The sequence below is a fragment of the Pseudomonas sp. P8_229 genome, assembly GCF_034008635.1.
GTDB lineage: Bacteria > Pseudomonadota > Gammaproteobacteria > Pseudomonadales > Pseudomonadaceae > Aquipseudomonas.
The window spans coordinates 1,332,177-1,356,714 of sequence record NZ_CP125378.1 but is presented as its reverse complement, the minus strand read 5'-3'; the positions used below and the strand labels follow the sequence as shown (position 1 = coordinate 1,356,714).

The window sequence follows — 24,538 nt, the reverse complement described above, 5'->3', positions numbered from 1 at the left end:
TGTTTGCTCAGATCAGATCAACGCTGCACGGCCACCAACATCATCATCGGCCGCTCCCGTTCTTCAGCCAGCGCCGGTTGCGCCGACACTTCAGCCTCGCTCGGCCCCCATTCGTTGACATGGCGAATAGTGAACCCGGCATCAATCAGCGAATTCAACAGCGTGCCAATCGTGCGGTGCTGCTTGATCACCCCCTCGGCCAGCCAGTTGGTCACCCGCTCGCCTTCCAGTTGATAACTGTCCAGTGGCCAGCGCTTGTGACCGTCGCTGTCGATCAACCAGCCTGGATTGCGCGGGGCCATGAAGATCGGATGTTCAATGGAAAACACAAAGTGCGAACCGGGTTTCAGCGCCGCGTACAGATGAGCGAACAGTCCGGGCAAATCCTTGATGTAGTGCAGTGCCAGGGAGCTGTAAGCCAGGTCGAAACTGCAGGCCGGCAAGTCGAGATGCTCAAGGTCGGCGCGTTCGTAGCGGATGTTCGCCGCCGTGGTGGTTGCGCGCGCCTGCTCCAGCATCTTTTTCGAGACATCCAGCCCCAGCACATGGGCGGCGCCGTGTTCACTGGCCCAGCGGCTGAACCAGCCATAACCACAGCCGAGGTCGACCACGTTCAAATCATGCATCGATGGCAACAATGCCTTGAGCGCCGGCCACTCCGGCGCAGCATCGAGGCCGCCGATGGAGCGGTTCAGCTGGCTGTAGCCCTGGAAAAAAAACGGGATCGTCGTAGATGTTTTGCGTCATGGGAAGTGCTCTTTTGAGTTCTGTCATCAGCGGCACAGCGGCCGCGCCATGGAGTCCCTCGAAAGTGAAAACGCGTATTCGTTGATGGCCGCGTAGGGGAGGGTGGTGGGTGATGGGTGATGGGTGATGGGTGATGGAGAAATGCCAGCGGAGAGCCGGTTTTGCATTCAACCTTGCTGCAAGACCTTCAACGCTGCCGACGCCAGAAACCCCGAACGGCTCTTCTCTTCCGGGTGATGAAGCACGTATTCATCAATGCGGTTGAGCAGATAGCCAGGCAGCGTGATGTTGAGTTTCTGCGCCTTGCCCAGGTATTTGGTGACGTCAATATCAACCACAGCCCAAGCACAGCCAACATACTGCGGGTTCGATACATGCACGCCAAGCTTGCTGGCTGGCGGGATCGGCGCACCGTCCTCGGCCAGAACTTCGAAATGCCCCTCAATGGCTTCGCGAGCCATCGCGACGGCATCATCAAGATCATCGCCGGCGGAAAAACAGCCGGGAATATCCGGTACTTCCACTCCCCAGGCGTGTTCGTCATCACCTATTGAAATTGCGATAGGGTAAAGCATGTTCGTGGTCCTCCTGGACGCTCTAGGCGGAGTGAGTCAAGGCAGCGCCTGTTTCAAAATACTGATGGCCGTTTTTTTAAGCAGGTCCTTCTTCGGATGCGGCACCGTCACCAATCCGGGTTTGACGGGATGTTTAAAGTGATGGTGACTGCCTTTGACCCGCACCAGGTACCCACCGTCTGCGACGAGTTGGCCGATTAAAAAACGGCTATTCACAACACCTCCTTGTGGTGTGCTTGGTAGGTACTATAACTACTGATTTTTTTGATCAACACTATAACCACCGAGCGGTCATCGTCCTTTGTTCTGCTCGGTGGCAAGAATCAGTCTAGGCAGGGTCTTGGAGCTGGGATGATGGGTGTGTTGCAGGCCTTTACGAGCCAATGTGGGTAAATCCCAGACACAAAAAAACCGGCCCTGTAGGCCGGTTTTTCTGTTCCTGCATCCCCCGTCATACCACAACGTGAGACCCAATTGAGTGGAGCGGGTAGAGGGAATCGAACCCTCAACTAAAGCTTGGGAAGCTTTCGTTTTGCCACTAAACTATACCCGCTCAAAGAGCGGCTGACTTTGTACCAGAGTCGGGCGCGGATTTGAAGTTTTTCTTTTGCTCGCAGCGCGTTACAGCCTTGAAAACGGTCATTCGCGGGTGAGTCGGGCAGGGACGATACGCTGATGTTCGAGCCTGCCGACTCGCTCGCGACGACACGTTTTCAAATGGCCAGTGCATGGTGATCCTGAACGAACGAGTAACGCGTTCGGCTCGACTGCTGAGTGGGTTTCAGGAAACCGAGCAGGGCGTTCTGGCTATCTCGGCAAGCAGCCTTGTGCTCCATGTCGAGGAAGTGCCCGGTGGCCTGCAGCGTGGTGAAAGTGCTGTGCGCCACGTGGTTGCCGAATATCCGGGCGTCTTCGGCGGCGGTGTATTCGTCCCATTCACCGTTGAGGAACAGCACCGGCACGTTGATCTTCTTTGCCGCATTCAGGTAGCACTGACGATCGCTGTGCAGCACGTCACTGATGTGGAAGTGCATCTGCCCGTATTCGTGCTCGGCCAGGCTGCTGACGTGGCGATAGTTGAAGCGCTTGAACAGTGATGGCAGGTGTTTGCCGATGGTGTTGTTGACCAGATGCCCGACGCGGTCGCCATCGCGCTGACCGAGGTAATCGACACCGCGCTCCAGGTAATCAAGCATGTGCGCGTTGATCACCGGCGAGAACGAGCTGATCACGGCTTTTTCAATGCGCCGTGGCTGGTGGGCCAGGGCAACCAGAGTGGCCGCGCCGCCCCAGGAAAATGACAGCACGTGTTCGGCACTGAAATGGTCGATCAGCTCCAGCAGGATCTGCCCTTCGACTTCCTTCGTCAGATGTTTCTCGTGGCGGTTGTGGACTTTTGATCTGCCCGCGTAGGGCTGGTCGTAGCAAACCACGTTGAATTGCGGGTGCAGGTTTTTCACAGTCTGTGCAAACGACGCAGTCGTGGCCATCGAGCCGTTGACCAGGATGATGGTCTTTTCTGCGGCGTCTGCGCGATAGAACTCCGTGTAAACCCGATACTGACCCTGTATATCCAGCACAGCGATTTCTGGCCTCATGTCATAAGACTCCTGGCAAGCAAGCGGGTATGCGCGCAAATAGAGATTGCACGAGCTTTGTGACAGGTAGGCATACGCCTGGAATTTCTTGGCCCATGTCGATCCATGACTGCGGTCGACGGGTATTGTTATTGGCGGGCAGTCTGCCGGCTGAGACGCAACCCAAGGGGCTTGCGACCGGCAAAAAGTTTCTTGGATGTATGGTGTGACTCATCGGTCACAATCTGGCCGACGTCCTGATTCAAGCAGTGGGATGGGGATCGCGCAAGTGCCGTTGGTAAATTGTTCGACAACTTCTGCTGAGCGGTCGCCGGCTTAGAACAAATGGATCTCTTCGGTGCGCAAAGCACGGTACTCGCCCGGTTTTAGCGCGTCATCGAGCAGCAGCGGCCCCATCGATTCACGGTGCAGGCGCAGCACTTTGTTGTTGAAGTGGCCAAACATGCGCTTCACCTGATGGTAACGGCCCTCGACGATGCTCAGGCGTGCCGCGTTCGGGCCGAGGACTTCGAACTGTGCCGGTTGCGTGGTCAGGTCTTCGAAAGCGAAGTAGATGCCCTCGGCGAAGGTGATCGCATATTCCGCTCCGATCTCCTGTTCGGTCTCGACGTAATAGACTTTTGGCAGTTTGGTCTGCGGCTGGGTCAGGCGTCGCGACCAGGTGCCATCGTTGGTGATCAGCATCAGCCCGGTGGTGTTGAAATCCAGGCGCCCGGCGATGTGCAGGTCGTCCTTGTCCGGTTCATCGATCAGGTCGAGTACGGTCGGGTGCTGTGGGTCGCGGGTGGCGCTGACGCACCCCGGTGGCTTGTGCAGCATGAAGTAGCGCGCCGGTTTGCCGAGCTGCAGGAGTTCTTCATCGACTTCGACGCGGCTGAACTCCAGCACTTCGCTGTGCGGGTCGTTGACGACTTTTCCGTCGATCCGCACACGTTTTTCAACCAGCAACAGGCGAACCTGCTGACGGTTGTAGCGGGGCAGGTTGCTGAGGAATCGGTCGACGCGCATGCTCAGATATCGATGGAAGGCGGGGCGCGCATCTTACGGGATCGGCCGCGCCGCTGCTTGCAGTTGCGCCTCGACCTGAGCGCAGCGCGGACACAGGCAGGATTTATCGCGCAGCGCCGCGGGCAGGGCTTCGAGTACTGCCGGATCGATGCTCACGCCATAACACCAGCAGGCTCGGTCGGCGGTTCGCGGGTCGGCCAGGCTGCAGTCATTGCGGGCGCCGCAGGCGGGGCAGAGGTCGGGTTTTGCGTCGGTGTCAGGCATAAGTCGAGTGAGGCATTTCCACGCAAGTACGGTTACGGCCGGTTTGCTTGGCCCGGTACATCGCATGATCGGCCCGGGACAGCAGGGTGTGCAAGGTGTCATCTGCTTGCAGGGTGGTGGCACCGATGCTCACGGTCAGATTCAGGCTATGGCCATTGTAGGAGTATTCGTGTTGTTCGACGTGTTGGCGGATCTTCTCGGCAATCTTCTGACCGGTGTCGCCATCAGTGTCCTTCAGCAACACGATAAATTCCTCACCGCCCCAGCGACAGACGATGTCGGAATGGCGCAGGCAGCTTTGCAGATCCCGGGCGAAACCGATCAGCACCTGATCGCCAGCCAGGTGGCCGTAGGTGTCATTCAAAGTCTTGAAGTGATCGAGGTCGAGCAACAGCGCAGTCAGTGGCTTCGGTTCGCGTTGCGCTTCGTGCAGGGCTTGCGCGGCGAGCAGGTCGAAGCCGCGGCGGTTGGGCAATTCGGTGAGGCTGTCGAGGGTGGCTTGCGCCTGGATCTTGCGCTGGTAACGGCCGATCACGCGGTTGAGCAAGGTCAGCATGCCCAGCGTCACTAACAGACAGATCAGCAGGTTGAGGTACAGCGACTGACGGATCTCAGTGAGTGCACCGTCCTCGCGCTTGTCGACGAACAGGTACCAGTTCAACTCTGGAATAAACCGCACATTGAGGAAATGTCCCTGGCCGTGGGCGGAATATTCGTAGCTGCCGCTGTGCGGTTTGGGTAACTGGCTGACCAGGCTTTTCATGCTGGCAAGTTCGCCGAGGCCTCTCCCGATATGCGCACCCTCCGGGCCGCCATTGGCGCCGGTGAGTACCAGTCGCCCGAAGGCATCGACAAAATAAACGCTGCGTTGATAGCGCTGCTGGTATTTGTCGATCAGCTTGATCACCGCATCCACCGTCAGGCCCACGCCGGCGGCGCCAATGAGGCGATTGTCGTAGTCGTAGACCTTGTAGTTGATGAAGAACGTCAGGTTGTCCTTGTTGGCCAGATCCGGGTCGACGTTGATCTCATACGGGTCTTTCATGTCGCGCACGCGGAAGTACCAGGCATCGCGCGGCTCATCGATCTTCACTTGCTTGAGCACGCCCTTGGCGTGGTAGTAGGTGTGGCTGCTGTTGGAGACGAAGAACGCGGTGTAGGCGCCATAGTGGGTCATGACCTCGTCGAGGTAGCGGGTCATCTGCAACGGGTCTTTTTCGCCGTTTACCACCCAGTCACGCATGAAGGTGTCGCGCGACATCATTGAGGAAATCAGGATCGGTCTGACGAGGTCTTTCTGGATTTCCGAATAGACCGTGTCAGACGTCAGCGGCAGTTCGGTGTTGATGATGCTGTCGCGGATCGACGCCCGCGAGGCGTAGTAGCTGAGCAACGAAGTGGCGAGGAAGCCGGCGCCGAGCAGGGCGACCAGTGTCAGAACCAGCGAGCGTTGCGAGTACAGCGCAGATCTGTGCGGCATGGGCGATTCCGTTGGCAGATAAGCCGATGGCAGCATTCTAGTGGCACTGCCTGGAAATAACTGCTCCATGCGCGGCGCGAATGGTCGTTCCTGTATTTCTGGACATCACGCAGGCCGACTGTGGGAGCGGGCTTGCTCGCGAATGCGGAGGGTCAGTCAACATTGATGTGGCAGGAACACCGCATTCGCGAGCAAGCCCGCTCCCACACGGGACTTTCAGGGTTCCCGTCACCGCTGATCTGAAGCCTGTCCGAATCTGGCACTTGCCCCGGACCTGACAGTCAAAACTGTGTCGGCTGCACTGTCCTGCTGCGGCCGTGGGTCTTTCAGGAGGCCGCCATGGGTATTTCAAAACTGTTGCGTCGAGGGCTGCTGGGAGCGGTGCTCGGTTTGGGTTTGTCCGGGTGTTATTACTACGCTGGCCCTTACGATGCTTACCCCGCCACTTACTACTATCCCGGCTATTACTCGCCGTATTACTACGGCGGTTATTACGGGCCGCGCTCCTACGGTGGCGGCCGTTATTACTATGGTGGTTACGGCTATCGCGGCGGCTATGGACGCGGCTATCACGGCGGTGGGTATCACGGTGGACATCACTGATCGGTGGCTGAATGACAGTGGTTTCCAAATGAACAGGATTTCATTAATCACTTGTTTCAACTTGTTACGGAAACGCACCAGATTCAGAAAACGCTGTCAGATATTTCGTCAGTCACCGAATAAACGACTGATGCCTGCCAGCGTCGCTGGTGTGGCTACCCGCGGTCCAGGAGGCCGCCATGTATCGACGAATTCTTCTACTTGCTGCGATGATGTTTTCCGTTGCCGGTTGCGCTCCCTACTCCTACGCAGACAGTTATTACAGCTCGGAGGTCTACACCTCACCCGCACCGGCGTACTACAACACGGGCGGCACGTATTACAACGGTGGCAGCACGTATTACGCGCAGCCACGCTACTACCAGCCAGCCCCGCGGTATTACCAGCAACCGCGCTATTACCAATCGGCGCCGCGCTACTATCAACCGGCCCCGCGTTACTACGAAAGCCGTCGCTGGCACGACAACGATCGCGGACGTTGGGATGGCCACCGTCGCGGCGATTGGGATAATGATCATCGCGGTCGTGGCAACTACGACCGACACAGTGGGCGCGGCGATCACAATGGGCGTGGTAACCGCTGGTAAATCCACGCAAAAGAAAGCGGCGCAATTAGCGCCGCTTTTTTATGCCCGTCGAAAAGTCGTCCCATTAGCCATCTCCTAGGGCATTCCCAGACGCTTCCTACAGTTTCATTTCCTTGCATTTGTTAGCGTTTGTTCCTGCCGATCGAGGTGAGCAAAACTCAGTTCAATAGCGGCGAATAAAAGGACGATGCCGCTATGAAGCTTCTTGTGATTCACCAAAACTTTCCGGGCCAGTTCCGTCATGTGGTGCTGGCGGCGATTGACAGACGTTATGAGGTTTTGGCGATAGGTCGGGATACGGCGCCGGGTATCGCAGGGGTGAAAATATATCGATACCGCGCTGCCAGCAGAGCACCGGGCGATATTCACCCCTACCTGACCCGTTACGAACAAGCGGTGACTGATGGACAGAAGGTTTTTGAAATTCTGAGCAGGCTGAAACATTCGGGTTATCGGCCGGACGTGATTCTCGCTCATCCCGGATGGGGGGAAACGCTCTTCGTCAAGGATGTTTATCCTGATACACCGCTAATTCACTATTGCGAATATTACTATAGGGCGCAGGGCGCGGATTCCGGGTTCGACCCTGAATTTCCGCGAGCCACAAGAGAGTCATCAAGGCTGCGAGTGCTCAATTCGCTGCATCTTTTGAATCTCGAGCAATGTGACATTGCCATTGCGCCCACGCGGTGGCAGCGCAGTCTGTTTCCGGCCGCTTATCAGTCGGCCATTCGGGTTATTCATGAAGGCGTTATTCAAAGTGCTTACTTGACGAAAGTTGGGGCCGTCAGGTTGCCCAATGGCGTCGAGCTGAGAGCCGGGCAGCCGATCGTTACTTATGTCGCGAGGAATCTTGAGCCTTATCGCGGGTTTCACAGTTTTATGCGAGCGATCCCGCATATTCAGGCTGAGTGTCCCGATGCGCAGATAATCGTAGTGGGCGGTGATGACGTCAGTTATGGGTGTAAGCCGGTTGGCTATGCAAATTGGCGCAGCAGGATGGAGGCAGAGGTAAGTTTCGATCATTCCACCGTTCATTTCACAGGGAAGCTTCCTTACCAGACTTTTCGGGCAGTTCTGGACTGTTCAAAGGTTCATGTTTATTTGACGTATCCGTTTGTTTTGTCGTGGTCGTTATTGGAGGCGATGGCGGCTGGGTGTGTGGTGGTAGCGTCGGATACGGCTCCGGTAAGAGAGGTGATCGTCGATGGGCACAATGGAATGCTGGTGGATTTCTTCGATCATCACGGTATCGCCAAACGTATTGCCAGGGTTCTTGATTCCGTTGATGAGTACGACTGCCTTCGCAGCGCTGCGAAGTTGACGGCGAGCAGATTTGATGTGGAGTACGGCACGAAACACTACTTTGAAGTATTTGAAAACGCGACGTCCCGGCATCTCAAGAAACAGCCTGCTCCTCAGTTTGACAGGGAGATTTGAAATGCTCCGGATGTCGCGTAAGCATTTGGTTAAATGGTTTAAAAAGTTATTGAAATACGGCTTGTTTATTTATGCCTGTTATTGCGTGGTGAATTTTTATATCCGTGAAGAAGAAACCTCCAAAGCGATGGCAATCTATTACGCGGATCAGGAGGCCTGTCAAAAGAAGCTGGCGAGCATGAAGCAGGTGCCCATACTGGGCGGCAGCTATGTGGATAAGACTCTGGTGCCGGAGTTTTATGTTGGCATGCCTGAATTGTCGAATAAGAAAGCGTGCCTTGCCAATACGCTCAAGGGGCATTTCTGGTGGACCGGGACGGGTTTGCGCCGGTACCAGGATCAGAGCTTGAAATCGATTCCTGAAAGTTGGCGTCTTTATAAAGTGAACGCCGGGCTTTATACAAGAAAAGAGACTACCGAGCCCCATGAGCGGGGCTATCGACACGTCAACTGGCCCGATGAGTTGATTGTGAAGTTGACTAATTATCCGGGGTTAGAGATTTGGCTGGATGCTCCGCCGCCGCATTTCAAGAATGTGGATTCCGTCAGAACGTTTGTCATTACTGGCTGGCCGCGGCGTGATGGCACCCCTCGGTTGATAGGCTGTGACGGTTTGATTCGCCCGGCTTCCGAGGAACAACTGACTGACGAGAAATTGGCAATGCTCAGCAGAGCAGAATTGGAAAATCTGGATTTTGGAAAGTTGAATTTTTTCTGCACTGTCAATCTGGATAACTTTGACTTTGCTGGGGGGCACGGCAGCGTAGACCTCGGTCTATCGTCATTACGCGAAACACCTGAGATGCTCAAGTTTCTCAGTGATTATCTTTCACGCTCAGTTATTACAAGGAAGTAACGATGGCTTATGTTTTTAGCGATATTGAAAAAACAGCGATCTTTAATGCAGCCAATATTTGCAAAGGTATGAGGCTTCTCTCAAAAAAAATTGAGTACGAGGCACTGGGAATAGCGGGGGCTAGCTGCGCTCCCCTGTATCAAAAACTATTCGATATTATCGGTGGAAGAATTTCTGAAGTTTTCGCCGTCAATGAGGAGACTGGAAAAGTTCTTGAAAGTGCCAGGCTCTGGCTTGCCGTGGCCATTGATGCCAACGGTGGAAACGGTGCCTACTCCGCCCTGATTCGCGGCTACACCTCGCGGCAAGGTGAACTGAGATTGAATAAAATCTTCAGTGAAAACCTGATGCAGCTGTCATCGAATCAGGTCGCCGCCAATTTCGTCAATACCTTGATCGACGGATCCCTCGCTGGTCGACTGGCACCCTGGACGGTTCCGTCCATCAACCAGATTGCAGAGATTGATGCCAGTGCGATCGGCAAGGCACTGTTTAGTGAGGCTTGCGGAGAGAAGGATACAGCCGTGAGCCATAACGCCGGTTGGTCCGGAACTGTAGGGTTCAGCCTGTTGGGTGGAGCGCCGCCCTATGAAACCTGGAGATTGATCTCTGCGGGTGATTCGCAAGGGGAAGATGGCGGCCCGCCGACTCAAACAAAAGCCAACAGGCTCGATGACTATAAAAATATTCTGTTCGCCATCGATTCATACAGTGTCGGCCTGCGTGCGGCGATCAGCAATTTCGGCGTCAATCCATTGCAAAGTCTGCTTTCCGTCGTGCCGGAGCAAATCAATATCGCGCTCGCCAGTGGCAGCCTCAATCCGCTGATTCAGCATGTCGTTCAAGGCACGCCGGTTTCCGTCGTAGTCGACCTGATATTGCGCTATGGCCAGAATGAGTTCCTGGACATGTTCAAGCGCACCTACGACGGCGATTCAGCAGCGCCGCCTACCACCGATGAAACCTTCGCCACCAACGCTTACGCATTCTTCTCGGCATTTTCACCGGAGCAGTCCCAAAGCATCGTCACCCGATCAATAGGTGAATACGGAAACGCCAATTCATGGGCAAAACTGGCTGGCGAGTCGACATCCATCGGCCTGGCGCTGCGCAATTCCCTGAAGCAACTCAGTGAAATCGTCATCGAACGCGATGACGGTTACCCCGGACGCGGACTGGAACTCTACGATCCGCTGACCGGCGAAGGTTTCATCACCGCGCAATGGCTTGCCGATCGTGCGCAGATGTTGGCCCGGTTGATTGCCCGAACTCAGGGCTCGTTTGGAGAACACTCGCTGCAGAAGTTTTCCTACTCCGATCTTGCTTCAGCCAAACAGGTGCCGATGACCACCGGTGTGTTAAATCCGCTGGTGATGTTCGGCGATGACGGCGCGCGATCTTTCGCGGGCGGTGCAAATGCTGATCATCTGTATGGCGGCGCGGGCAATGACACGATCAACGGGCTGGCAGGTCACGATGTCATCGAGGGTGGACGCGGCAACGACTTGCTTGCCGGAGGCGACGGCAATGATGCGCTGCACGGAATGGCCGGTGATGATGTTCTGGTCGGAGGAAAGGGCAGCGACTCTTTGATCGGTGGCGAGGGCAGCGACCGCTATGAGTTTTCCAGCGGTGATGGCATCGATGAGATCTTCGACGCCAACGTAAATGGGCAGCTATGGATCAACGGCTTGCCGATTCCTTCACTCCAACGTCGCGCCCCTTTGAGCAATATCTGGTCGACCGAGGATCAGGCCATCACCCTGACCCTCATCGAAGAACTCACTGAACCCACGCTCAACATCAAATATGGCCTGAACGATCTCGTCGTTATCAAGAACTTCCGCTCCGGGATGCTTGGCATCCGACTTCCTGAATACCAAGACCCTACGTTCTCTGCTCCCGATCTGGTTCTCCAGGGCGACTGGAAAGCGAAAGATATCGACCCCAATGCTCCCGGTGATCAGTTCTCATACGATGGGTTGGGCAACGCCTTGCTATTGCCCAACGTAAAACAGAGAAACAAGGCCGATGTGCTCTACGGCTCTGCAAAAGACGACGTCATTCTCGGACTTGGTGGATCAGACCGATTGTTCGGCAAGGACGGAAACGATCAGTTGTTTGGGGATAAACAGACGACGCTCGAAAAAGCCATGGCCGCTGGCGACTCTAAAGGCAAAGCAGCTCGAGGCGATTGGCTTGATGGCGGTGCTGGCCACGATTTGCTCATCGGTACGGCATCCCAGGACGTGCTTCTGGGCGGTAACGATCGGGATACGCTGATTGGCGGTGCGGGGGATGACATTTTATCTGGGGATGAAACGACCGGCGCGTTGGAGCAGAAATGGGGATTCAAACGCGTCGAAGTTCTTATAGACGGTGGTGTCACCAGTCACCGAACTGTCTTTTCAAAGGCCTCCTTTAAAGGTTCGACGCAGGGCGATAACGATGTTCTCTACGGCCAGGGCGGTCGCGATGTTCTCAATGGCGGATGGGGCGACGATCTGCTTGATGGCGGAACTGAAGATGATCTTCTTGGAGGGGATGGGGGGGATGACACGCTGGCCGGAGGAAGCGGTAACGACACAATGATGGGAGACAACCTCGATTGGGGCGGTGGCCTGCAAAGCAAACACCATGGCAACGATGTATTGGACGGTGGCAGTGGCGATGATTGGCTCGCTGGTAACGGTGGAGCCGATGCGATTTATGGTGGCCCAGGCAATGACACTCTCAAGGGCGATGACGATGTACTGAACGGCGTTGCCGGTGACGCCGCCCTTTTTTTTGGAAGTGACCTGCTGGACGGTGGTGCGGGAGACGACACACTCTGGGGCGGTGGGGCGGATGATCTGCTGTTCGGTGGTGAAGGTAACGACGCGCTGGCCGGGGATTATGCTGAGCATCCGGTTCGTTATCACGGTAATGATTTACTTGATGGCGGAGCGGGCGATGACACACTTCAGGGAATGGGTGGCTCCGATACCCTGATCGGTGGGGCAGGAGCTGACGCGCTGGATGGCGATGTGTCCAACCTGCAATCATGTGGAATCAACAATGATTACCTCCAAGGCGATGAAGGGAACGATACCCTTTTGGGCGGCTTGGGCGCCGACACGCTTTATGGCGGCGCTGATGATGACATTTTATCTGGCGACTACGAGCAGACAGCCGAGGCCGAACACGGCGCAGATTATCTGGACGGTGGTTCAGGCAACGATACCTTGCTCGGCGGTGGTGGCAACGACACGTTGTTGGGCGGGGAGGGTGTAGACCACCTTCGTGGCGATTCAGGCAATAACGTTTTTGATGGCGGTGCCGGTAACGACGTGCTGGAAGGCCATGACGGCGCTGATGTTTACTATTTTGGGATGGGTGATGGTGTTGACGTTATCACCGATTCAGGTGGCAGCAATGTCATCAAGTTCGGTGCCGGGTTCTCTGCGGAAAGTTTGAAAGCCGACATTATTGATGTTTCCGTAGGCCGAGTATTGCGGCTGTTCAATGGTGAGGGGGACGCCATCCTTATCAGGAATTATGAAGAATGGAAGAATTCAACGTTCACGTTTAGCGATGGTGTCATTCTCGGCTATCAAGAGGTCATGAAAAAAACGCTGCCAGCTGTAGAGATCATCGAGCCGCCAGCAGGGGATGGAGTGCTGGCCAAAGAAGAAGATAAAGACATTATTGCGGACGAAGAACAGGTTGCTGTTCCGGACCCATCAGGGATCGTTGTTCCTGGCGAGGAACGAAGTAATGCCATTGATCATAATGTTGGCTGGACAGACAGGTTCCTGGCGGAGCTCAAAGCAAAGCGCTCCGCAAGCAGGCATGCAACAGGCTTTACCTTGAGCAAACCAGGTGTCTGGGTTCGTAATCATATAACCACCAACGATACGGGTTATATCACCCACACTGATGTGATCGATGAAAGCATCGAAACGGGGGCATTGTCTGAAACGCCTCAATGGATGGGGTCTGCCACTGGCGATGCGGTATTTAGCGAAAGACAGTCAAGCTCTACATCCCAATCCAGTTTTCGAGAGGTAAAGAAAGAGGGCATTACGTCGCCGTCATCGCTGGAGCCACGTTATTTTCGATCTGGCACTGCCAGCGGTTTTTCATTCAAAGTCGGCGACGTAATTATTGCAGATAGAACAGATTCAGGTGCTATCGAAGGGTGGTACATCTATCCTGCTGAAAGTTTCACGGCGGGCGAAACTGTCCGCAAGGAATTTCGGCGGGATGTCACAACTGAAACTATCAAACATAAAGTTGTCCACGGCGACGATGTCGGTGGGCGAGTTAATGTCGAAGTCGGCAATCTTTTCCAGGGTGGTGCAGGCGATGACCTGATCGTCGCCTATTCTGGTGTTCTACTTGATTACGGCTATATTAATGACAGGATACCGGGTGCCTTTCTGTCCGCCGGGGCGGGCAACGATACCCTGCTCGGTTCTGAAGGCGCTGATTATTTATTGAGCGGCGCTGGGGATGACTACCTGTACGGTGAAAACGGTGCCGATACTTACATCGTGCAGGCACATGCTGGCGCAACGACCATTATCGCGGATGTGCTGAATCCGGTTTTTCTCCGACCTGAAGTAGGTGTTGCCGGATGGAAGGACGAGTATGGATTAGTCGATCAAGATACTGTCGTGCTTCCAGAGGACGCGACGCAGGAGAATTTGCAGCTCAGTTGGGGCGCAACACTCATTGAAACAGTGAATGTTGAGTTGGCACCTGATTCGCGTCGTGATGCCTATCGCCATCCGCCTCGGGCGCAAATGCTCTATTCGACACTTGATATTAATTGGGGTGGGTCGCAGAAGGTTCGTATTATTCTACCCAATGCCGGAGATATCGAGGGTTCCGGTATCGAGGTTATAAAGTTTGCAGATGGCTCAAGCCTTACTCTCAAAGAACTATTTGGCTCCAGTCAGCTGGGTCCTGCCCCGAATACTTATCACAATGGTCTCTTGGTTGATAATGCGGCCAGTGCCAAATCTATGAAAGATGGCCAAGCGCTCCCACTGGTGGGAAGTCACGGTAATGACACTCTAAGCGGCGCAGGTGAAATCAGGGGTATGCAGGGACATGATGCGCTGATGGGGAGTGTCGACGATGATGTACTGCTAGGCGGTCCCGGTAATGACACATTGTCTGGTGGTGCTGGCAACGATCTCTATAAATACGATGGTCTTGGAAGGGACGTGATCAACAACACTGGGGGCGGGATTGATGGAATCGATTTTTCCGGTGTGGACCTACCTATTGAACAATTAAGGTTTCATCGCGATCAGGATGATCTTGTGATAGTGGTCAGTTATGGCATGGGTCCCAAGATTCGAGTGGCTAATCATTTTTCTGGAGGCGAAAGCGCGATTGGGTTCATAAGGGTTAGCGGCGAAGGAAAAACGGTTCAAGACTACACCGCAATGCAAATTGCCGAACGACTGCATCCTCTTCCACCACTGCGTGATGTGGAGGATATTCTTGTAAAGGAAAATGAAGAGGCGCAACTCGCATTGGCCGAAATAATTCAGTTCTACGAACTGAACATGTGACCGCAATAACTTCAGATTGAGGGAACCGCGATGGGACCAAGAGGTGATCATCGCGGGCAATCAATCTCAATACTGCGTCAAATCCGCCAACGGATGCCGACCTTCCCAGACCTTGTGAAAATGCGCCTCAACCACCGCATCCGGCACGTTGTTGATGTCCGGCCAATGCCAGTGTGGCTTCTGATCCTTGTCGATCAACCGCGCGCGCACCCCTTCGCTGAATTCCGGATGTCGGCAGCAATTGAGGCTCAAGGTGTATTCCATCTGAAAGACTTCGGCTAATGACAGGTAGCGGGCGCGGATGATCTGTTCCCAGACCAGGTGCGCGGTCAGCGGCGAACCTTCGCTCAGGGTTTTCGCTGCGCGGGCGATCAACGGGTCGCTGCTGTCGCGTTGCAGGCTGATGGCTTTCCAGGCGCAGGTTACGTCGCTGACGTCGAGCAGTTCATCGATCGGCTGACGGCGCGGCAGCCACTGCGCCTCGGGCATTTGTCCCACGGCTTCCTGTTGCAAGGCCTTGAGCAGACTGTTGAGTTGCATGTCGGTCTGTTCCTGCCAGTTCAGTTGCAGCAGGCCTTCGATCAGTTCCGGCTGCTGCTCATCGAGCAGGAAGCGATCGGCCAGGTCCAGGTCGATCGCATCACGTGCGTTCATGTGCGCGCCGGTCAAGCCGAGGAACAGCCCGAGCTTGCCCGGCAATCGCGACAGAAACCAACTGGCGCCCACATCCGGATACAGACCAATGGTGATCTCTGGCATCGCCAGACGACTGCTCGGCGTGACGATCCGTGTGCTGGCGCCTTGCAACAGGCCCATGCCGCCGCCGAGCACGTAACCGTGGCCCCAGCAGATCAGCGGCTTGGGGTAGGTGTGCAGGCTGTAGTCCAGGCGATATTCCGCGGCGAAAAACTGCGCGGCCAGTGGCGGGACTTCGCCGGGATGGGCGCGGCAGGCTTCCACCAGGCTGCGCACTTCGCCGCCGGCGCAGAACGCCTTGGCGCCGTTGCCGCGCAGCAGCACGCAGACGATTTGCGGATCCTTGGCCCAGGCGTTCAGTTTGTCGCTCAGGGCGTTGATCATCGGCAAGGACAGCGCGTTGAGCGACTTTTCAGCGTCCAGGCTGGCGACCCCGAGGCGGGCGCCGTCGGTGCCGGTGAGTTCTTCGAAGTGCAGATTCATCGTGACCTCGATCGGGAATTTGAACGATCAGTATGATCGTTGTGTGGGAAAGTGCCGGATCTGCGTCAGATCAATTGACAAGCATGGGCGGGTTTCCTAGGGTTCGCCCCAATTGTTTTCGCCGGATGTAACCATGACTGCTGACGACCGTATCAAACTCGAACCGAGCTGGAAGGAGGCACTGCGTGCTGAGTTCGACCAGCCTTACATGGCAGAGTTGCGCAACTTTCTGCAGCAGGAGCGGGCGGCCGGCAAGGAAATCTATCCGCCGGGACCGCTGATTTTCAATGCGCTGAACTCCACGCCGCTGGATAAGGTAAAAGTCGTCATTCTCGGTCAGGACCCGTATCACGGCCCGGGTCAGGCCCATGGCTTGTGCTTCTCGGTGCAGCCGGGCGTACCGGCGCCGCCGTCGCTGGTCAACATCTATAAAGAGTTGAAACGCGACCTGAACATCGACATCCCCAACCACGGCTACCTGCAGAGCTGGGCCGATCAGGGCGTGCTGATGCTCAACACCACCATGACCGTGGAGCGTGCCAACGCCAACGCGCACAAGGACAAGGGCTGGCAGTTTTTTACTGATCGGATCATTGAACTGGTCAGCGAGCGGCAGCCGCACCTGGTGTTCATGCTCTGGGGCGCGCATGCGCAGAGCAAGCAGAAGCTGATCGATGCGACCAAGCATTTGGTGCTGACGTCGGTGCATCCGTCACCGCTGTCGGCGTATCGCGGCTTCTTGGGTTGCGGGCACTTCAGCCGGACCAACAAGTTTCTTGAGCAGAATGGCGAAGCGCCGATCGAGTGGCGTCTGCCGCCGGTTTGACTGGCTGACCGGGCCGGCCCCTTCGCGAGCAGGCTCGCTCCCACAGGTTATTGTGGTTGCCACAGATTGTGTGCACACCTCAAAACCCTGTGGGAGCGAGCCTGAACTCGCGAAAAGGGCGACTCGGTATCACTCGGGATTACGGTTCCAGTACTTGAACAACGGCTCCGCCAGAAACAACACAAACAACAGCCGCATCACCTGCATCGCCGTCACCAGTGGCACCGACAGTTGCAGGGTCTCCGCCGTCAGACTCATCTCGGCAATCCCGCCGGGCATCATGCCCAACGTCAGTGAACGCAGATCCAGATGGGTCAGCGCACTCAAGCCCAATGCCGCCAATGTCGCGATCAACATCGTCAGCGCCGTGCCGATCAACGTGCGGCCCATGAATGACGGCGCGCGCCGGAAGAACTGGCGGTTGAAGTGACAGCCGAGTCCGCTGCCGATCAGCCACTGACCGATCTGGCTGCCACCGTCCGGCAGACCGATGTGCAGATCCCAGACGATGCTCACCGTGGCACTCACCAGTAACGGCCCGAAGAGCCAGGGATTGGGTTGACGCAAACGCTGCCAGAGCCAGGCGAGCAGGGCGCCTGTAGGAAATAGAATCGCCAGCCAGCGCCAATCGACGTTGCCGGCGTGGGAAATCGGTGTGCCGTCGCCCAGCAGATACTTGAACGCTGCCGGCACGCACAGCACCACCACCAGTACCCGCAGGCTTTGCCCCGCCGCGACATGGCTGAGCATCGCGCCATTGCGCGCACCGAGGTTGACCATCTCCCCGGAACCGCCGGGCATGCTCGAGAAAAAAGCGGTGGCGCGATCCTCGCCGGTACGGCGCATTAGCCACACACCGACCACTGCCGACAGGCTGGTGACCAGCGCACCGAAGAAGATCAAACCGAAGTGACTCAGCACCTGCTCCATCACCACCGGGGTGAAGTGCAGGCCGATACCGATGCCGACGATCCATTGGCCGCATTTGCGCCCGCCGGGGATTTCCGTGAGTTGCCACGGGGTCAGGCAGCGCACCAGGATGATCGCCAGTAACGAGCCGACCATCCACGGCAGAGGCCAGCCGATCTGGCTGGCGATAAAACCGCCAAGCAGACCGACCAGCGGGGTGGCCCACCAGCTTCTGAGGGAAGACCGATCAGACATCGGCGATGGCGCGTTGCGCGGCCGCACGTTTGCGCCAGATACGGATGATCGGCATCAGCAGCATGATCGCTGTCAGTACCCAGACACCGAGGGTGATCGGGCTCGACCAGAGGATTTCCAGCGCACCGTTGGAGATCGACAGGGCGCGCCGCAGGTTCTGCTCCATCAGTTCGCCAAGGATGAACCCCAGCAGCAGCGGCGACAGCGGGAAGTCCAGCTTGCGCAGGATGTAGCCAAAGATGCCGATACCGATCATCAGGAACAGGTCGAATGTGGTGGCGTGCACCGCGTAGACGCCGATCCCGGTGATGATCGCGATGACTGGCACCAGTGCCCAGTTCGGCACGGCGAGGATGCGGGTGAAGATGCGGATCATCGGGATGTTGAGGATCACCAGCATGACGTTGGCGATGAACAACGAGGCGATCAGACCCCAGACGATGTCGGGTTGTTGCTGGAACAGCAGCGGGCCCGGGGTGATGTTGTACAGCGACAGCGCGCCGATCATCACCGCCGTGGTGCCCGAGCCGGGAACGCCGAGGGTCAGCATCGGCACCAGTGCGCCGCATGCTGCCCCGCCGATCGCGGTTTCCGGCGCTGCGAGGCCACGGGCATCGCCTTCACCGAACTTGCCGCTGGCGCCGGCGATGCGTTTCTCGGTCATGTAGGCCACGGCACTGGCCAGGGTTGCGCCGGCACCCGGCAACACGCCCATGATGAAGCCCAGTACTCCGCACCGGACGTTGACCACGAATACTGACGCCGCTTCCTTGAAGTTGAACATCATCCGGCCCGTGGCTTTCACCGCTTCCTGGCCGTGGTGGGTTTTTTCCAGCAGCAGGAGAATTTCGCTGATGGAGAACAGGCCCAGCACCAACACCACGAACTGAATGCCGTCGGTCAGGTGAATGTTGTCGCCGGTGAAGCGGTACACACCGCTGTTGGCGTCGATGCCGACCGTCGACAGGAACAACCCGATCAGCGCGGCAATAAAGGTCTTCAACGGTCGATCGCCGGCCATGCCGCCGAGGCAGACAATCGCAAACACCATCAACACGAAGTATTCCGCCGGCCCGAAGGCAATCGCCCATTTCGCCAGCAGCGGGGCGAACAGCACCATGCCACACGTGGCGATGAACGCACCGATGAACGAACTCCACGCCGACAGCGACAGCGCCACACCGGCCAGGCCTTTGCGGGCCATCGGGTAGCCGTCGAGAGTGGTCATCACAGTGGAGGCTTCGCCCGGGATGTTCAGCAGGATCGAACTGATCCGTCCGCCGTATTCGCAACCCAGATACACCGCAGCCAACAGAATCAGCGCCGACTCCGGCGGTAGGCCGAGGGCGAATGCGATCGGGATCAGCAACGCCACGCCGTTGATCGGGCCCAGGCCCGGCAACAGCCCGACAACAGTGCCGATCAGTGTGCCGCACAGCGCGGTCACCAGGTTGTAGGGACTCAGCGCGACGCCAAAACCCTGACCCAAATAGCCAAGAGTATCCATATCAGTTCTCCAGAACGCTGAGCAGGCCAAGGGGCAGCGGAACGTCCATCAAACGGTCGAACAGCAGGTAAAGACCGACGGCCATCAGGCTGATGATCGCCACGCTCGGCAACCAGCGACCGCCGTACAGGCGTGCCATCGGGATGCCGGTGATCACGCTCGCGATGATGAAACCCAGCGGTTCAAATGTGCCGGCGAACACCAGCAGCAGGACGACGCAAATGCCGATCTTGGTCAGGGTTTCGCGATCCAGCGGTGGCTCGTCTTCACTGTGTTTGATCGGCGCGGGACGAAACACCATGTACAGCAGCGCCAGGCCCATCAGACCGAGCATCAGCAGGGGAAAGGCGCGCGGGCCCACCGGTTCGTAAGAGAAAGCCGCTTGATACGGCCACGCCATCAGAGCCAGGCCGACACAGACCAGCAACAGCACTGAGGCGAAAATGCGTTGTAAGAGCATGGGAAACTCCTGTGCCGTGGCCTCGATGCGCGAGGCCACGGCCGCTAGACAGAGACGATCACTGAATCAGGCCGAACTCTTTGGCCAGCACCTTGTAGTCCGCGACCTGCTGCTTCACGTAGGTGTCCAGCTCCGGGCCGGTCATGGCGAACGGGAACAGTTCACGCTGATCGCGCAGCTTGGCGAAGTCGTCCGAGGCCAGCAGTTTGTCAAACGCGTCTTTCCACCAGGCGTAGTCTTCGTCGCTGACTTTTGGCCCCAGGTAGAAACCACGAACCACTGGCCAGACGATGTCGTAGCCTTGTTCCTTGGCGGTCGGAATGTCTTTCATTTCCGGCTCGTCGAGGCGTTTGTCGGCGAACACGGCCAACAGACGCATGTCACCGCTCTGGATGTGCGGCATGGAGTCGGAGATGTCGGTGCTGCCCACCTGAATGTGGCCGCCGAGCAGGGCAGTGGCGATTTCGCCGCCACCTTCGAGGGCGACGTAACGCAGGTCACGCGGGTTGATCCCGGCGGCCTTGGCGATCAGTGCGGTCTGCATCCAGTCCTGGCTGCCGACGGTGCCGCCGGAACCAATCACTACGGAGCTCGGATCCTTCTTCAGCGCTTTGACGAGATCGTCGAGGGTCTTGTAGGGCGAATCGCTTTTCACCGCGATGGCGCCGTAGCTGGTGCCGACGGCGGCCAGCCAGCGCACGTTGGTTTCATCGAAACGGCCGAACTTGCCTTGCGCCAGGTTCAGCAACGAACCGCTGGACCACGCCACCAGCGTGCCGGCGTCGGCCGGGCGCTGAGCGACCACCGCGTTGTACGCCACCGCGCCGACACCGCCGGGCATGTAGGTCACGCGCATCGGTTTGGTCAGCAGTTTTTCGTTGACCAGCGCGCTCTGCGCCAATTTGCAGGTCAGGTCGAAGCCGCCGCCGGGGGAGGCCGGGGCGATGCATTCGGGACGTTTCGGTTCGGCCATCAGTTGGCCGGCGAACAGCATGACGCCAGCGGCCAGAGCTACTTTACGCAGTGATAAGTTCATCTATGTCTCCTTGGGAGTTGTTGTTATGGACGTACTGAATTACCAAAGGGCAACGCTATAGCTCACCAGCAGACGCACTTCATCGGCATCGCGAGCGGAGTAATTGGAACGGTAGGTGGCATTACGCAGGCGTACGGCAACGTCCTTCAGGGCGCCGCTTTGTACTACATATTTGATCTCGGTGTTGCGCTCCCACTCTTTGCCTTCTTCGCCGTTCTTGAGCTTGATGTTGTCACCGCTCAGGTAACGGCTCATGAACGACAGGCCCGGGATGCCGAGGCGGGCGAAGTCGAAGTCATAACGCGCTTGCCACGAGCGCTCTTCGGCGCCGGCGAAGTCGTTGATCTGCACGAAGTTGACCAGGTACGGGTCGCTGCCATCGACATACGGGAAGGCGCTGTCGCCGGACATGTGCTGATAACCGGCCGTGAATTTGTGGCCGCTCAAGGCATAGCTGACCAGGCCGTTGAGCGAGCGGTTATCGATCTCGCCGCCGCGGGCTGCACCCTGATCGTCACTGACCGCAAAGCGCAAGTCAGTGGCGAACGTGCCCGGGCCCATCGGCCGCGAGGCAACGAGGCCGAAGAAGTGCTGGTTGTAGACTTCATCGAGTTGGGCGAAGTGGTAACTGCCGGTGATCTTGTCGGTGAACTTGTAGTCCACGCCGGCAAAATCGAAATGCTTGCCGGCCACGGTACCGGCAAAACGGCTGTTCTTGTTGTTGAGGGCAATGTCCTCGAAATCGGTACTGTCGCGGTCCTTGGCCTTGTCCAGGCGGCCGCCGGTGAAGGTCAGGTTCTTGATCTCTTTGGAGGTCAGCAAACCGCCTTCAAACGTCTGCGGCAGGATGCGCCCGTCGTTCGGTTTGAGGATCGGCAGTTCCGGAATCAGGCTGCCGATTTTCAGTTCGGTGGCGGAGATTTTCATTTTCCCGGTCAGGCCGACCTTGGAATATTCGTTGGCGGCGCGCCCGTCATCGTGGGTCGGTAACAGGCCGGTGCCGGTACGGTCCGGACTCGAATCAAGTTTGACCCCCAGCATGCCCAGTGCATCGACACCAAACCCCACAGTGCCGTCGGTGTAACCCGATTGCAGGTTGAGCATGAAACCCTGCGCCCATTCATCACGCTTGCTTTGCTGGGCACTGGTGCCGTCGCGAAAGTCGCGGTTGAAGTACATGTTGCGGGTTTCGAAGGTGGCGGAACTGTCTTCGATGAAGTCGGCGTAGCTCAGCGGCGAAAAGCCGGCGAGGGCGGCGGCACTGGCGAGGGCGGTGTGGCTGAAACGCGAAGGGCGAGCGGGCGTAAGAGCCCTGGTCTGCAAGGACGGCATGCGCGGTGTACTCCGTTTATTGTTCTTATTGGTCGAAAACGCTTCGAGGCGTTTTTCGTATCGCTGTGTGGCAGCAGCGACGGCAGTCGAAACTGTCCGTGACCGGACTCTAACGGCCTAACCTTTCGCTAACCTTTCAGTTGGTTTTCACGGTTTTCGGGCTTCACAGCGGCGGTTGCGGCTGTAAACTCCGCGGCAAAGAGTGGCGTCGGCCATCCCTGAATGAGGTAGAGATCCATGCGTGTTCTGCTCGTCGAAGACCATCTGCAACTGGCCGAAAGTGTCGCCCAGGCGCTCAAGAGCACCGGTCTGACCGTGGACGTGTTGCACGATGGCGTGGCTGCCGACCTGGCGCTGGGCAGCGAGGAGTACGCGATGGCGATCCTCGATGTCGGTCTGCCGCGCATGGACGGTTTCGAGGTGCTGGCGCGCCTGCGTGCACGCGGTAAAAACCTGCCGGTATTGATGCTGACGGCGCGCAGTGACGTGAAGGACCGGGTTCACGGCCTGAATCTCGGCGCTGACGATTACCTGGCCAAACCGTTCGAACTGACCGAACTCGAAGCCCGGGTCAAAGCCCTGCTGCGGCGCAGTGTGCTCGGCGGCGAACGTCAGCAGCGTTGCGGCGTGCTGGCTTACGATCTGGACACCCGGCGCTTCAGCCTCGGCGAAGAGTTGCTGACCCTGACCTCCCGCGAGCAGGCGGTGCTGGAAGCGCTGATTGCCCGACCGGGACGGGTGATGAGCAAGGAGCAACTGGCTGCTCAGGTGTTCGGTCTTGACGAAGAAGCCAGCCCCGACGCCATCGAAATCTACGTGCATCGCCTGCGCAAGAAACTCGACGGCCAAACGGTGGCGATCGTGACCTTCCGCGGCCTCGGTTACTTGCTGGAAAGCCGCGATGCATAAGCCCAGCAGCCTGCGCTGGCGGTTGCTGTGGAACCTCGCGTTGCTGCTGGTGGTGTTGATGCTCGCCAGCGGCTTGAGTGCGTACTGGAACGGGCGCGAAGCCGCCGACACGGCCTACGACCGCACCTTGCTGGCCTCGGCCCGAACCATCGCTGCGGGCCTGTCGCAGCGCGACGGGACGCTCAGCGCCGACGTGCCTTACGTGGCCCTCGATACCTTCGCCTACGACAGTGCCGGGCGGATTTATTACCAGGTCAACGACATCCATCAGAAGCTGATTTCCGGTTATGAAAATCTGCCCGGGCCGCCACCCGGCACGCCACGCACCGACGATTATCCGGCGTTGGCGCGCTTCTATAACGCGACGTATCGCGGGCAGAACGTGCGTGTGGTCAGTCTGCTCAAAGCGGTGACCGAGCCGAACATGAACGGCATGGCGGAAATCCGTGTCGCTGAAACCGACGAGGCGCGGGTCGCCATGGCCCGCAGTCTGGCGGCCGACACGCTGTTGCGCCTGGGCATGCTGGCCATCGGCGCTCTGATGCTGGTGTGGTTTGCGGTCAGTGCCGCGCTGCGCCCGCTGGAGCGCTTGCGCACGGCGGTGGAGGAGCGTCAGCCGGACGATTTGCGGCCGCTGCCGCTGGTGGAAGTGCAGCGCGAGTTGTGGCCGCTGGTGCGCGCACTCAACCATTTCACCGAGCGTTTGCGTGGGCAGTTCGAGCGTCAGGCGCAATTCATTGCTGATGCCGCGCACGAGCTACGCACACCGTTGGCGGCGTTGAAGGCGCGGCTGGAGTTGGGATTGCGTTCCAGCGAGCCGGAAACCTGGCGCAGTACTCTGGAGTCATCGGCGCAGAGCACCGATCGCCTGACCCACCTGGCCAATCAACTGTTGTCGCTGGCGCGGGTGGAAAACGGTGCCCGGGCGATTGCCGAAGGCGGCGCGCAACTGCTGGATCTGAGTCAGTTGGCCCGCGAATTGGGTATGGCCATGGCGCCTTTGGCCCATGCGCGCGGCGTCGCGCTGGCGTTGGAGGCGGATGAGCCGGTGTGGCTGCGCGGCGAACCCACGTTGCTCAATGAGTTGCTGAGCAATCTGGTGGACAACGCACTCGCCCATACCCAGCCGGGCGGCAACGTGATTTTGCGGGTGGCGGCGCCGGCGGTTCTTGAGGTCGAAGATGACGGGCCGGGAATTCCACTGGAAGAGCGTGATCGGGTGTTTGAGCGCTTCTACCGACGTAATCAGCAGGTGGCGGGTTCAGGGCTGGGGTTGGCGATTGTCGGGGAAATCTGCCGCGCGCACCTGGCGCAGATCACGTTGCATGATGGCGAGCAGGCGGGTTTGAAGGTTCGAGTGAGTTTTATTGCCGGGTAAATGTGGTGTTGGTGCGGGCCTC

Annotated in this window: 20 protein-coding genes, 1 tRNA gene and 1 pseudogene; 8 read left to right on the top strand and 14 right to left on the bottom strand. The window is 57.7% G+C overall.

The window, feature by feature from the left end; all coding sequences use genetic code 11:
• Window positions 1-17: 17 nt before the first annotated feature.
• From QMK55_RS06110 to QMK55_RS06075, 8 genes and pseudogenes are all read right to left on the bottom strand, one after another.
• A pseudogene (locus tag QMK55_RS06110) lies at window positions 18-747 on the bottom strand (class I SAM-dependent methyltransferase).
• Window positions 748-914: 167 nt separating this feature from the next.
• On the bottom strand, window positions 915-1,322 hold the full coding sequence (locus tag QMK55_RS06105; RefSeq protein ID WP_320328861.1) for a type II toxin-antitoxin system HicB family antitoxin: 408 nt from the start codon (window positions 1,320-1,322) through the stop codon (window positions 915-917).
• Window positions 1,323-1,358: 36 nt separating this feature from the next.
• Window positions 1,359-1,538 carry a type II toxin-antitoxin system HicA family toxin gene (locus QMK55_RS06100; RefSeq protein ID WP_102354407.1) on the bottom strand — a complete coding sequence of 60 codons (180 nt, stop codon included), beginning with the start codon at window positions 1,536-1,538 and terminating at the stop codon, window positions 1,359-1,361.
• 263 nt (window positions 1,539-1,801) lie between these two features.
• Window positions 1,802-1,875: transfer RNA gene (locus QMK55_RS06095), tRNA-Gly, on the bottom strand.
• Between the two features lie 160 nt (window positions 1,876-2,035).
• Window positions 2,036-2,920, bottom strand: a complete 885-nt coding sequence (locus tag QMK55_RS06090; RefSeq protein WP_320328860.1) for an alpha/beta hydrolase — start codon at window positions 2,918-2,920, stop codon at window positions 2,036-2,038.
• A gap of 315 nt (window positions 2,921-3,235) precedes the next feature.
• On the bottom strand, window positions 3,236-3,928 hold the full coding sequence (locus QMK55_RS06085) for a 16S rRNA pseudouridine(516) synthase (RefSeq protein WP_320328859.1): 693 nt from the start codon (window positions 3,926-3,928) through the stop codon (window positions 3,236-3,238).
• Between the two features lie 33 nt (window positions 3,929-3,961).
• Entirely contained in the window at window positions 3,962-4,192 is a 231-nt protein-coding gene (locus QMK55_RS06080; protein WP_025110686.1) for a cysteine-rich CWC family protein, read from the bottom strand.
• Entirely contained in the window at window positions 4,185-5,672 is a 1,488-nt protein-coding gene (locus tag QMK55_RS06075) for a sensor domain-containing diguanylate cyclase (RefSeq protein ID WP_320328858.1), read from the bottom strand. The genes QMK55_RS06080 and QMK55_RS06075 overlap by 8 nt, the downstream gene beginning before the upstream one ends.
• A gap of 339 nt (window positions 5,673-6,011) precedes the next feature.
• Between QMK55_RS06075 and QMK55_RS06070 the strand changes: the two genes are divergently transcribed.
• From QMK55_RS06070 to QMK55_RS06050, 5 genes are all read left to right on the top strand, one after another.
• A complete protein-coding gene (locus tag QMK55_RS06070) occupies window positions 6,012-6,275 on the top strand; it encodes a hypothetical protein (RefSeq protein WP_320328857.1) in 264 nt (87 codons plus the stop codon).
• 179 nt (window positions 6,276-6,454) lie between these two features.
• On the top strand, window positions 6,455-6,862 hold the full coding sequence (locus tag QMK55_RS06065; protein ID WP_320328856.1) for a hypothetical protein: 408 nt from the start codon (window positions 6,455-6,457) through the stop codon (window positions 6,860-6,862).
• Between the two features lie 195 nt (window positions 6,863-7,057).
• On the top strand, window positions 7,058-8,302 hold the full coding sequence (locus tag QMK55_RS06060; protein WP_320328855.1) for a glycosyltransferase family 4 protein: 1,245 nt from the start codon (window positions 7,058-7,060) through the stop codon (window positions 8,300-8,302).
• A 1-nt stretch (window position 8,303) separates the two neighbouring features.
• Window positions 8,304-9,158, top strand: coding sequence for a hypothetical protein (locus tag QMK55_RS06055; RefSeq protein ID WP_320328854.1), 855 nt, complete (start codon window positions 8,304-8,306; stop codon window positions 9,156-9,158).
• A 2-nt stretch (window positions 9,159-9,160) separates the two neighbouring features.
• Window positions 9,161-14,725 carry a calcium-binding protein gene (locus QMK55_RS06050; RefSeq protein ID WP_320328853.1) on the top strand — a complete coding sequence of 1,855 codons (5,565 nt, stop codon included), beginning with the start codon at window positions 9,161-9,163 and terminating at the stop codon, window positions 14,723-14,725.
• A 66-nt stretch (window positions 14,726-14,791) separates the two neighbouring features.
• Here the strand turns inward: QMK55_RS06050 and QMK55_RS06045 are convergent, their stop codons facing one another.
• On the bottom strand, window positions 14,792-15,904 hold the full coding sequence (locus QMK55_RS06045) for an enoyl-CoA hydratase/isomerase family protein (protein ID WP_102354418.1): 1,113 nt from the start codon (window positions 15,902-15,904) through the stop codon (window positions 14,792-14,794).
• Between the two features lie 133 nt (window positions 15,905-16,037).
• Between QMK55_RS06045 and ung the strand changes: the two genes are divergently transcribed.
• Window positions 16,038-16,730 (top strand): uracil-DNA glycosylase, encoded by a 693-nt coding sequence (gene ung / locus QMK55_RS06040; RefSeq protein WP_007963257.1) that lies wholly within the window; start codon window positions 16,038-16,040, stop codon window positions 16,728-16,730.
• Between the two features lie 129 nt (window positions 16,731-16,859).
• Here the strand turns inward: ung and QMK55_RS06035 are convergent, their stop codons facing one another.
• The 5 genes from QMK55_RS06035 to QMK55_RS06015 are packed head-to-tail and all read right to left on the bottom strand — an operon-like array spanning window position 16,860 to window position 22,229.
• Window positions 16,860-17,894, bottom strand: coding sequence for an AbrB family transcriptional regulator (locus tag QMK55_RS06035; protein WP_320328852.1), 1,035 nt, complete (start codon window positions 17,892-17,894; stop codon window positions 16,860-16,862).
• Window positions 17,887-19,401: a tripartite tricarboxylate transporter permease gene (locus QMK55_RS06030; protein ID WP_102354420.1), complete on the bottom strand. Its 1,515-nt coding sequence runs from the start codon at window positions 19,399-19,401 to the stop codon at window positions 17,887-17,889. Before QMK55_RS06030 ends, QMK55_RS06035 begins: the two co-directional genes overlap by 8 nt.
• 1 nt (window position 19,402) lies before the next feature.
• Window positions 19,403-19,861 (bottom strand): tripartite tricarboxylate transporter TctB family protein, encoded by a 459-nt coding sequence (locus QMK55_RS06025; RefSeq protein WP_320328851.1) that lies wholly within the window; start codon window positions 19,859-19,861, stop codon window positions 19,403-19,405.
• Between the two features lie 58 nt (window positions 19,862-19,919).
• The gene (locus QMK55_RS06020; protein WP_320328850.1) at window positions 19,920-20,897 is read right to left on the bottom strand and encodes a tripartite tricarboxylate transporter substrate binding protein; all 978 of its coding nucleotides are present in this window, start codon (window positions 20,895-20,897) and stop codon (window positions 19,920-19,922) included.
• A gap of 39 nt (window positions 20,898-20,936) precedes the next feature.
• A complete protein-coding gene (locus tag QMK55_RS06015; RefSeq protein WP_102354423.1) occupies window positions 20,937-22,229 on the bottom strand; it encodes an OprD family porin in 1,293 nt (430 codons plus the stop codon).
• A gap of 237 nt (window positions 22,230-22,466) precedes the next feature.
• Here QMK55_RS06015 and QMK55_RS06010 point away from each other — a divergent pair, with 237 nt between their 5' ends.
• Window positions 22,467-23,138, top strand: coding sequence for a response regulator (locus tag QMK55_RS06010; RefSeq protein ID WP_320328849.1), 672 nt, complete (start codon window positions 22,467-22,469; stop codon window positions 23,136-23,138).
• Window positions 23,131-24,516 carry a sensor histidine kinase gene (locus QMK55_RS06005; protein ID WP_102354425.1) on the top strand — a complete coding sequence of 462 codons (1,386 nt, stop codon included), beginning with the start codon at window positions 23,131-23,133 and terminating at the stop codon, window positions 24,514-24,516. Before QMK55_RS06010 ends, QMK55_RS06005 begins: the two co-directional genes overlap by 8 nt.
• Window positions 24,517-24,538 lie beyond the last annotated feature (22 nt).

What these genes read in the sequence shown, in the direction of transcription:
- QMK55_RS06050 (WP_320328853.1), top strand. Translation starts at nt 9,161, where the DNA reads ATGGCTTATGTTTTTAGCGATATTGAAAAAACAGCGATCTTTAATGCA.
- QMK55_RS06070 (WP_320328857.1), top strand. Translation starts at nt 6,012, where the DNA reads ATGGGTATTTCAAAACTGTTGCGTCGAGGGCTGCTGGGAGCGGTGCTC.
- QMK55_RS06080 (WP_025110686.1), bottom strand. Translation starts at nt 4,192, where the DNA reads ATGCCTGACACCGACGCAAAACCCGACCTCTGCCCCGCCTGCGGCGCC.
- QMK55_RS06035 (WP_320328852.1), bottom strand. Translation starts at nt 17,894, where the DNA reads ATGTCTGATCGGTCTTCCCTCAGAAGCTGGTGGGCCACCCCGCTGGTC.
- QMK55_RS06030 (WP_102354420.1), bottom strand. Translation starts at nt 19,401, where the DNA reads ATGGATACTCTTGGCTATTTGGGTCAGGGTTTTGGCGTCGCGCTGAGT.
- QMK55_RS06075 (WP_320328858.1), bottom strand. Translation starts at nt 5,672, where the DNA reads ATGCCGCACAGATCTGCGCTGTACTCGCAACGCTCGCTGGTTCTGACA.
- QMK55_RS06020 (WP_320328850.1), bottom strand. Translation starts at nt 20,897, where the DNA reads ATGAACTTATCACTGCGTAAAGTAGCTCTGGCCGCTGGCGTCATGCTG.
- QMK55_RS06005 (WP_102354425.1), top strand. Translation starts at nt 23,131, where the DNA reads ATGCATAAGCCCAGCAGCCTGCGCTGGCGGTTGCTGTGGAACCTCGCG.
- QMK55_RS06105 (WP_320328861.1), bottom strand. Translation starts at nt 1,322, where the DNA reads ATGCTTTACCCTATCGCAATTTCAATAGGTGATGACGAACACGCCTGG.
- QMK55_RS06055 (WP_320328854.1), top strand. Translation starts at nt 8,304, where the DNA reads ATGCTCCGGATGTCGCGTAAGCATTTGGTTAAATGGTTTAAAAAGTTA.
- QMK55_RS06065 (WP_320328856.1), top strand. Translation starts at nt 6,455, where the DNA reads ATGTATCGACGAATTCTTCTACTTGCTGCGATGATGTTTTCCGTTGCC.
- QMK55_RS06085 (WP_320328859.1), bottom strand. Translation starts at nt 3,928, where the DNA reads ATGCGCGTCGACCGATTCCTCAGCAACCTGCCCCGCTACAACCGTCAG.
- QMK55_RS06010 (WP_320328849.1), top strand. Translation starts at nt 22,467, where the DNA reads ATGCGTGTTCTGCTCGTCGAAGACCATCTGCAACTGGCCGAAAGTGTC.
- QMK55_RS06025 (WP_320328851.1), bottom strand. Translation starts at nt 19,861, where the DNA reads ATGCTCTTACAACGCATTTTCGCCTCAGTGCTGTTGCTGGTCTGTGTC.
- QMK55_RS06045 (WP_102354418.1), bottom strand. Translation starts at nt 15,904, where the DNA reads ATGAATCTGCACTTCGAAGAACTCACCGGCACCGACGGCGCCCGCCTC.
- ung (WP_007963257.1), top strand. Translation starts at nt 16,038, where the DNA reads ATGACTGCTGACGACCGTATCAAACTCGAACCGAGCTGGAAGGAGGCA.
- QMK55_RS06090 (WP_320328860.1), bottom strand. Translation starts at nt 2,920, where the DNA reads ATGAGGCCAGAAATCGCTGTGCTGGATATACAGGGTCAGTATCGGGTT.
- QMK55_RS06015 (WP_102354423.1), bottom strand. Translation starts at nt 22,229, where the DNA reads ATGCCGTCCTTGCAGACCAGGGCTCTTACGCCCGCTCGCCCTTCGCGT.
- QMK55_RS06060 (WP_320328855.1), top strand. Translation starts at nt 7,058, where the DNA reads ATGAAGCTTCTTGTGATTCACCAAAACTTTCCGGGCCAGTTCCGTCAT.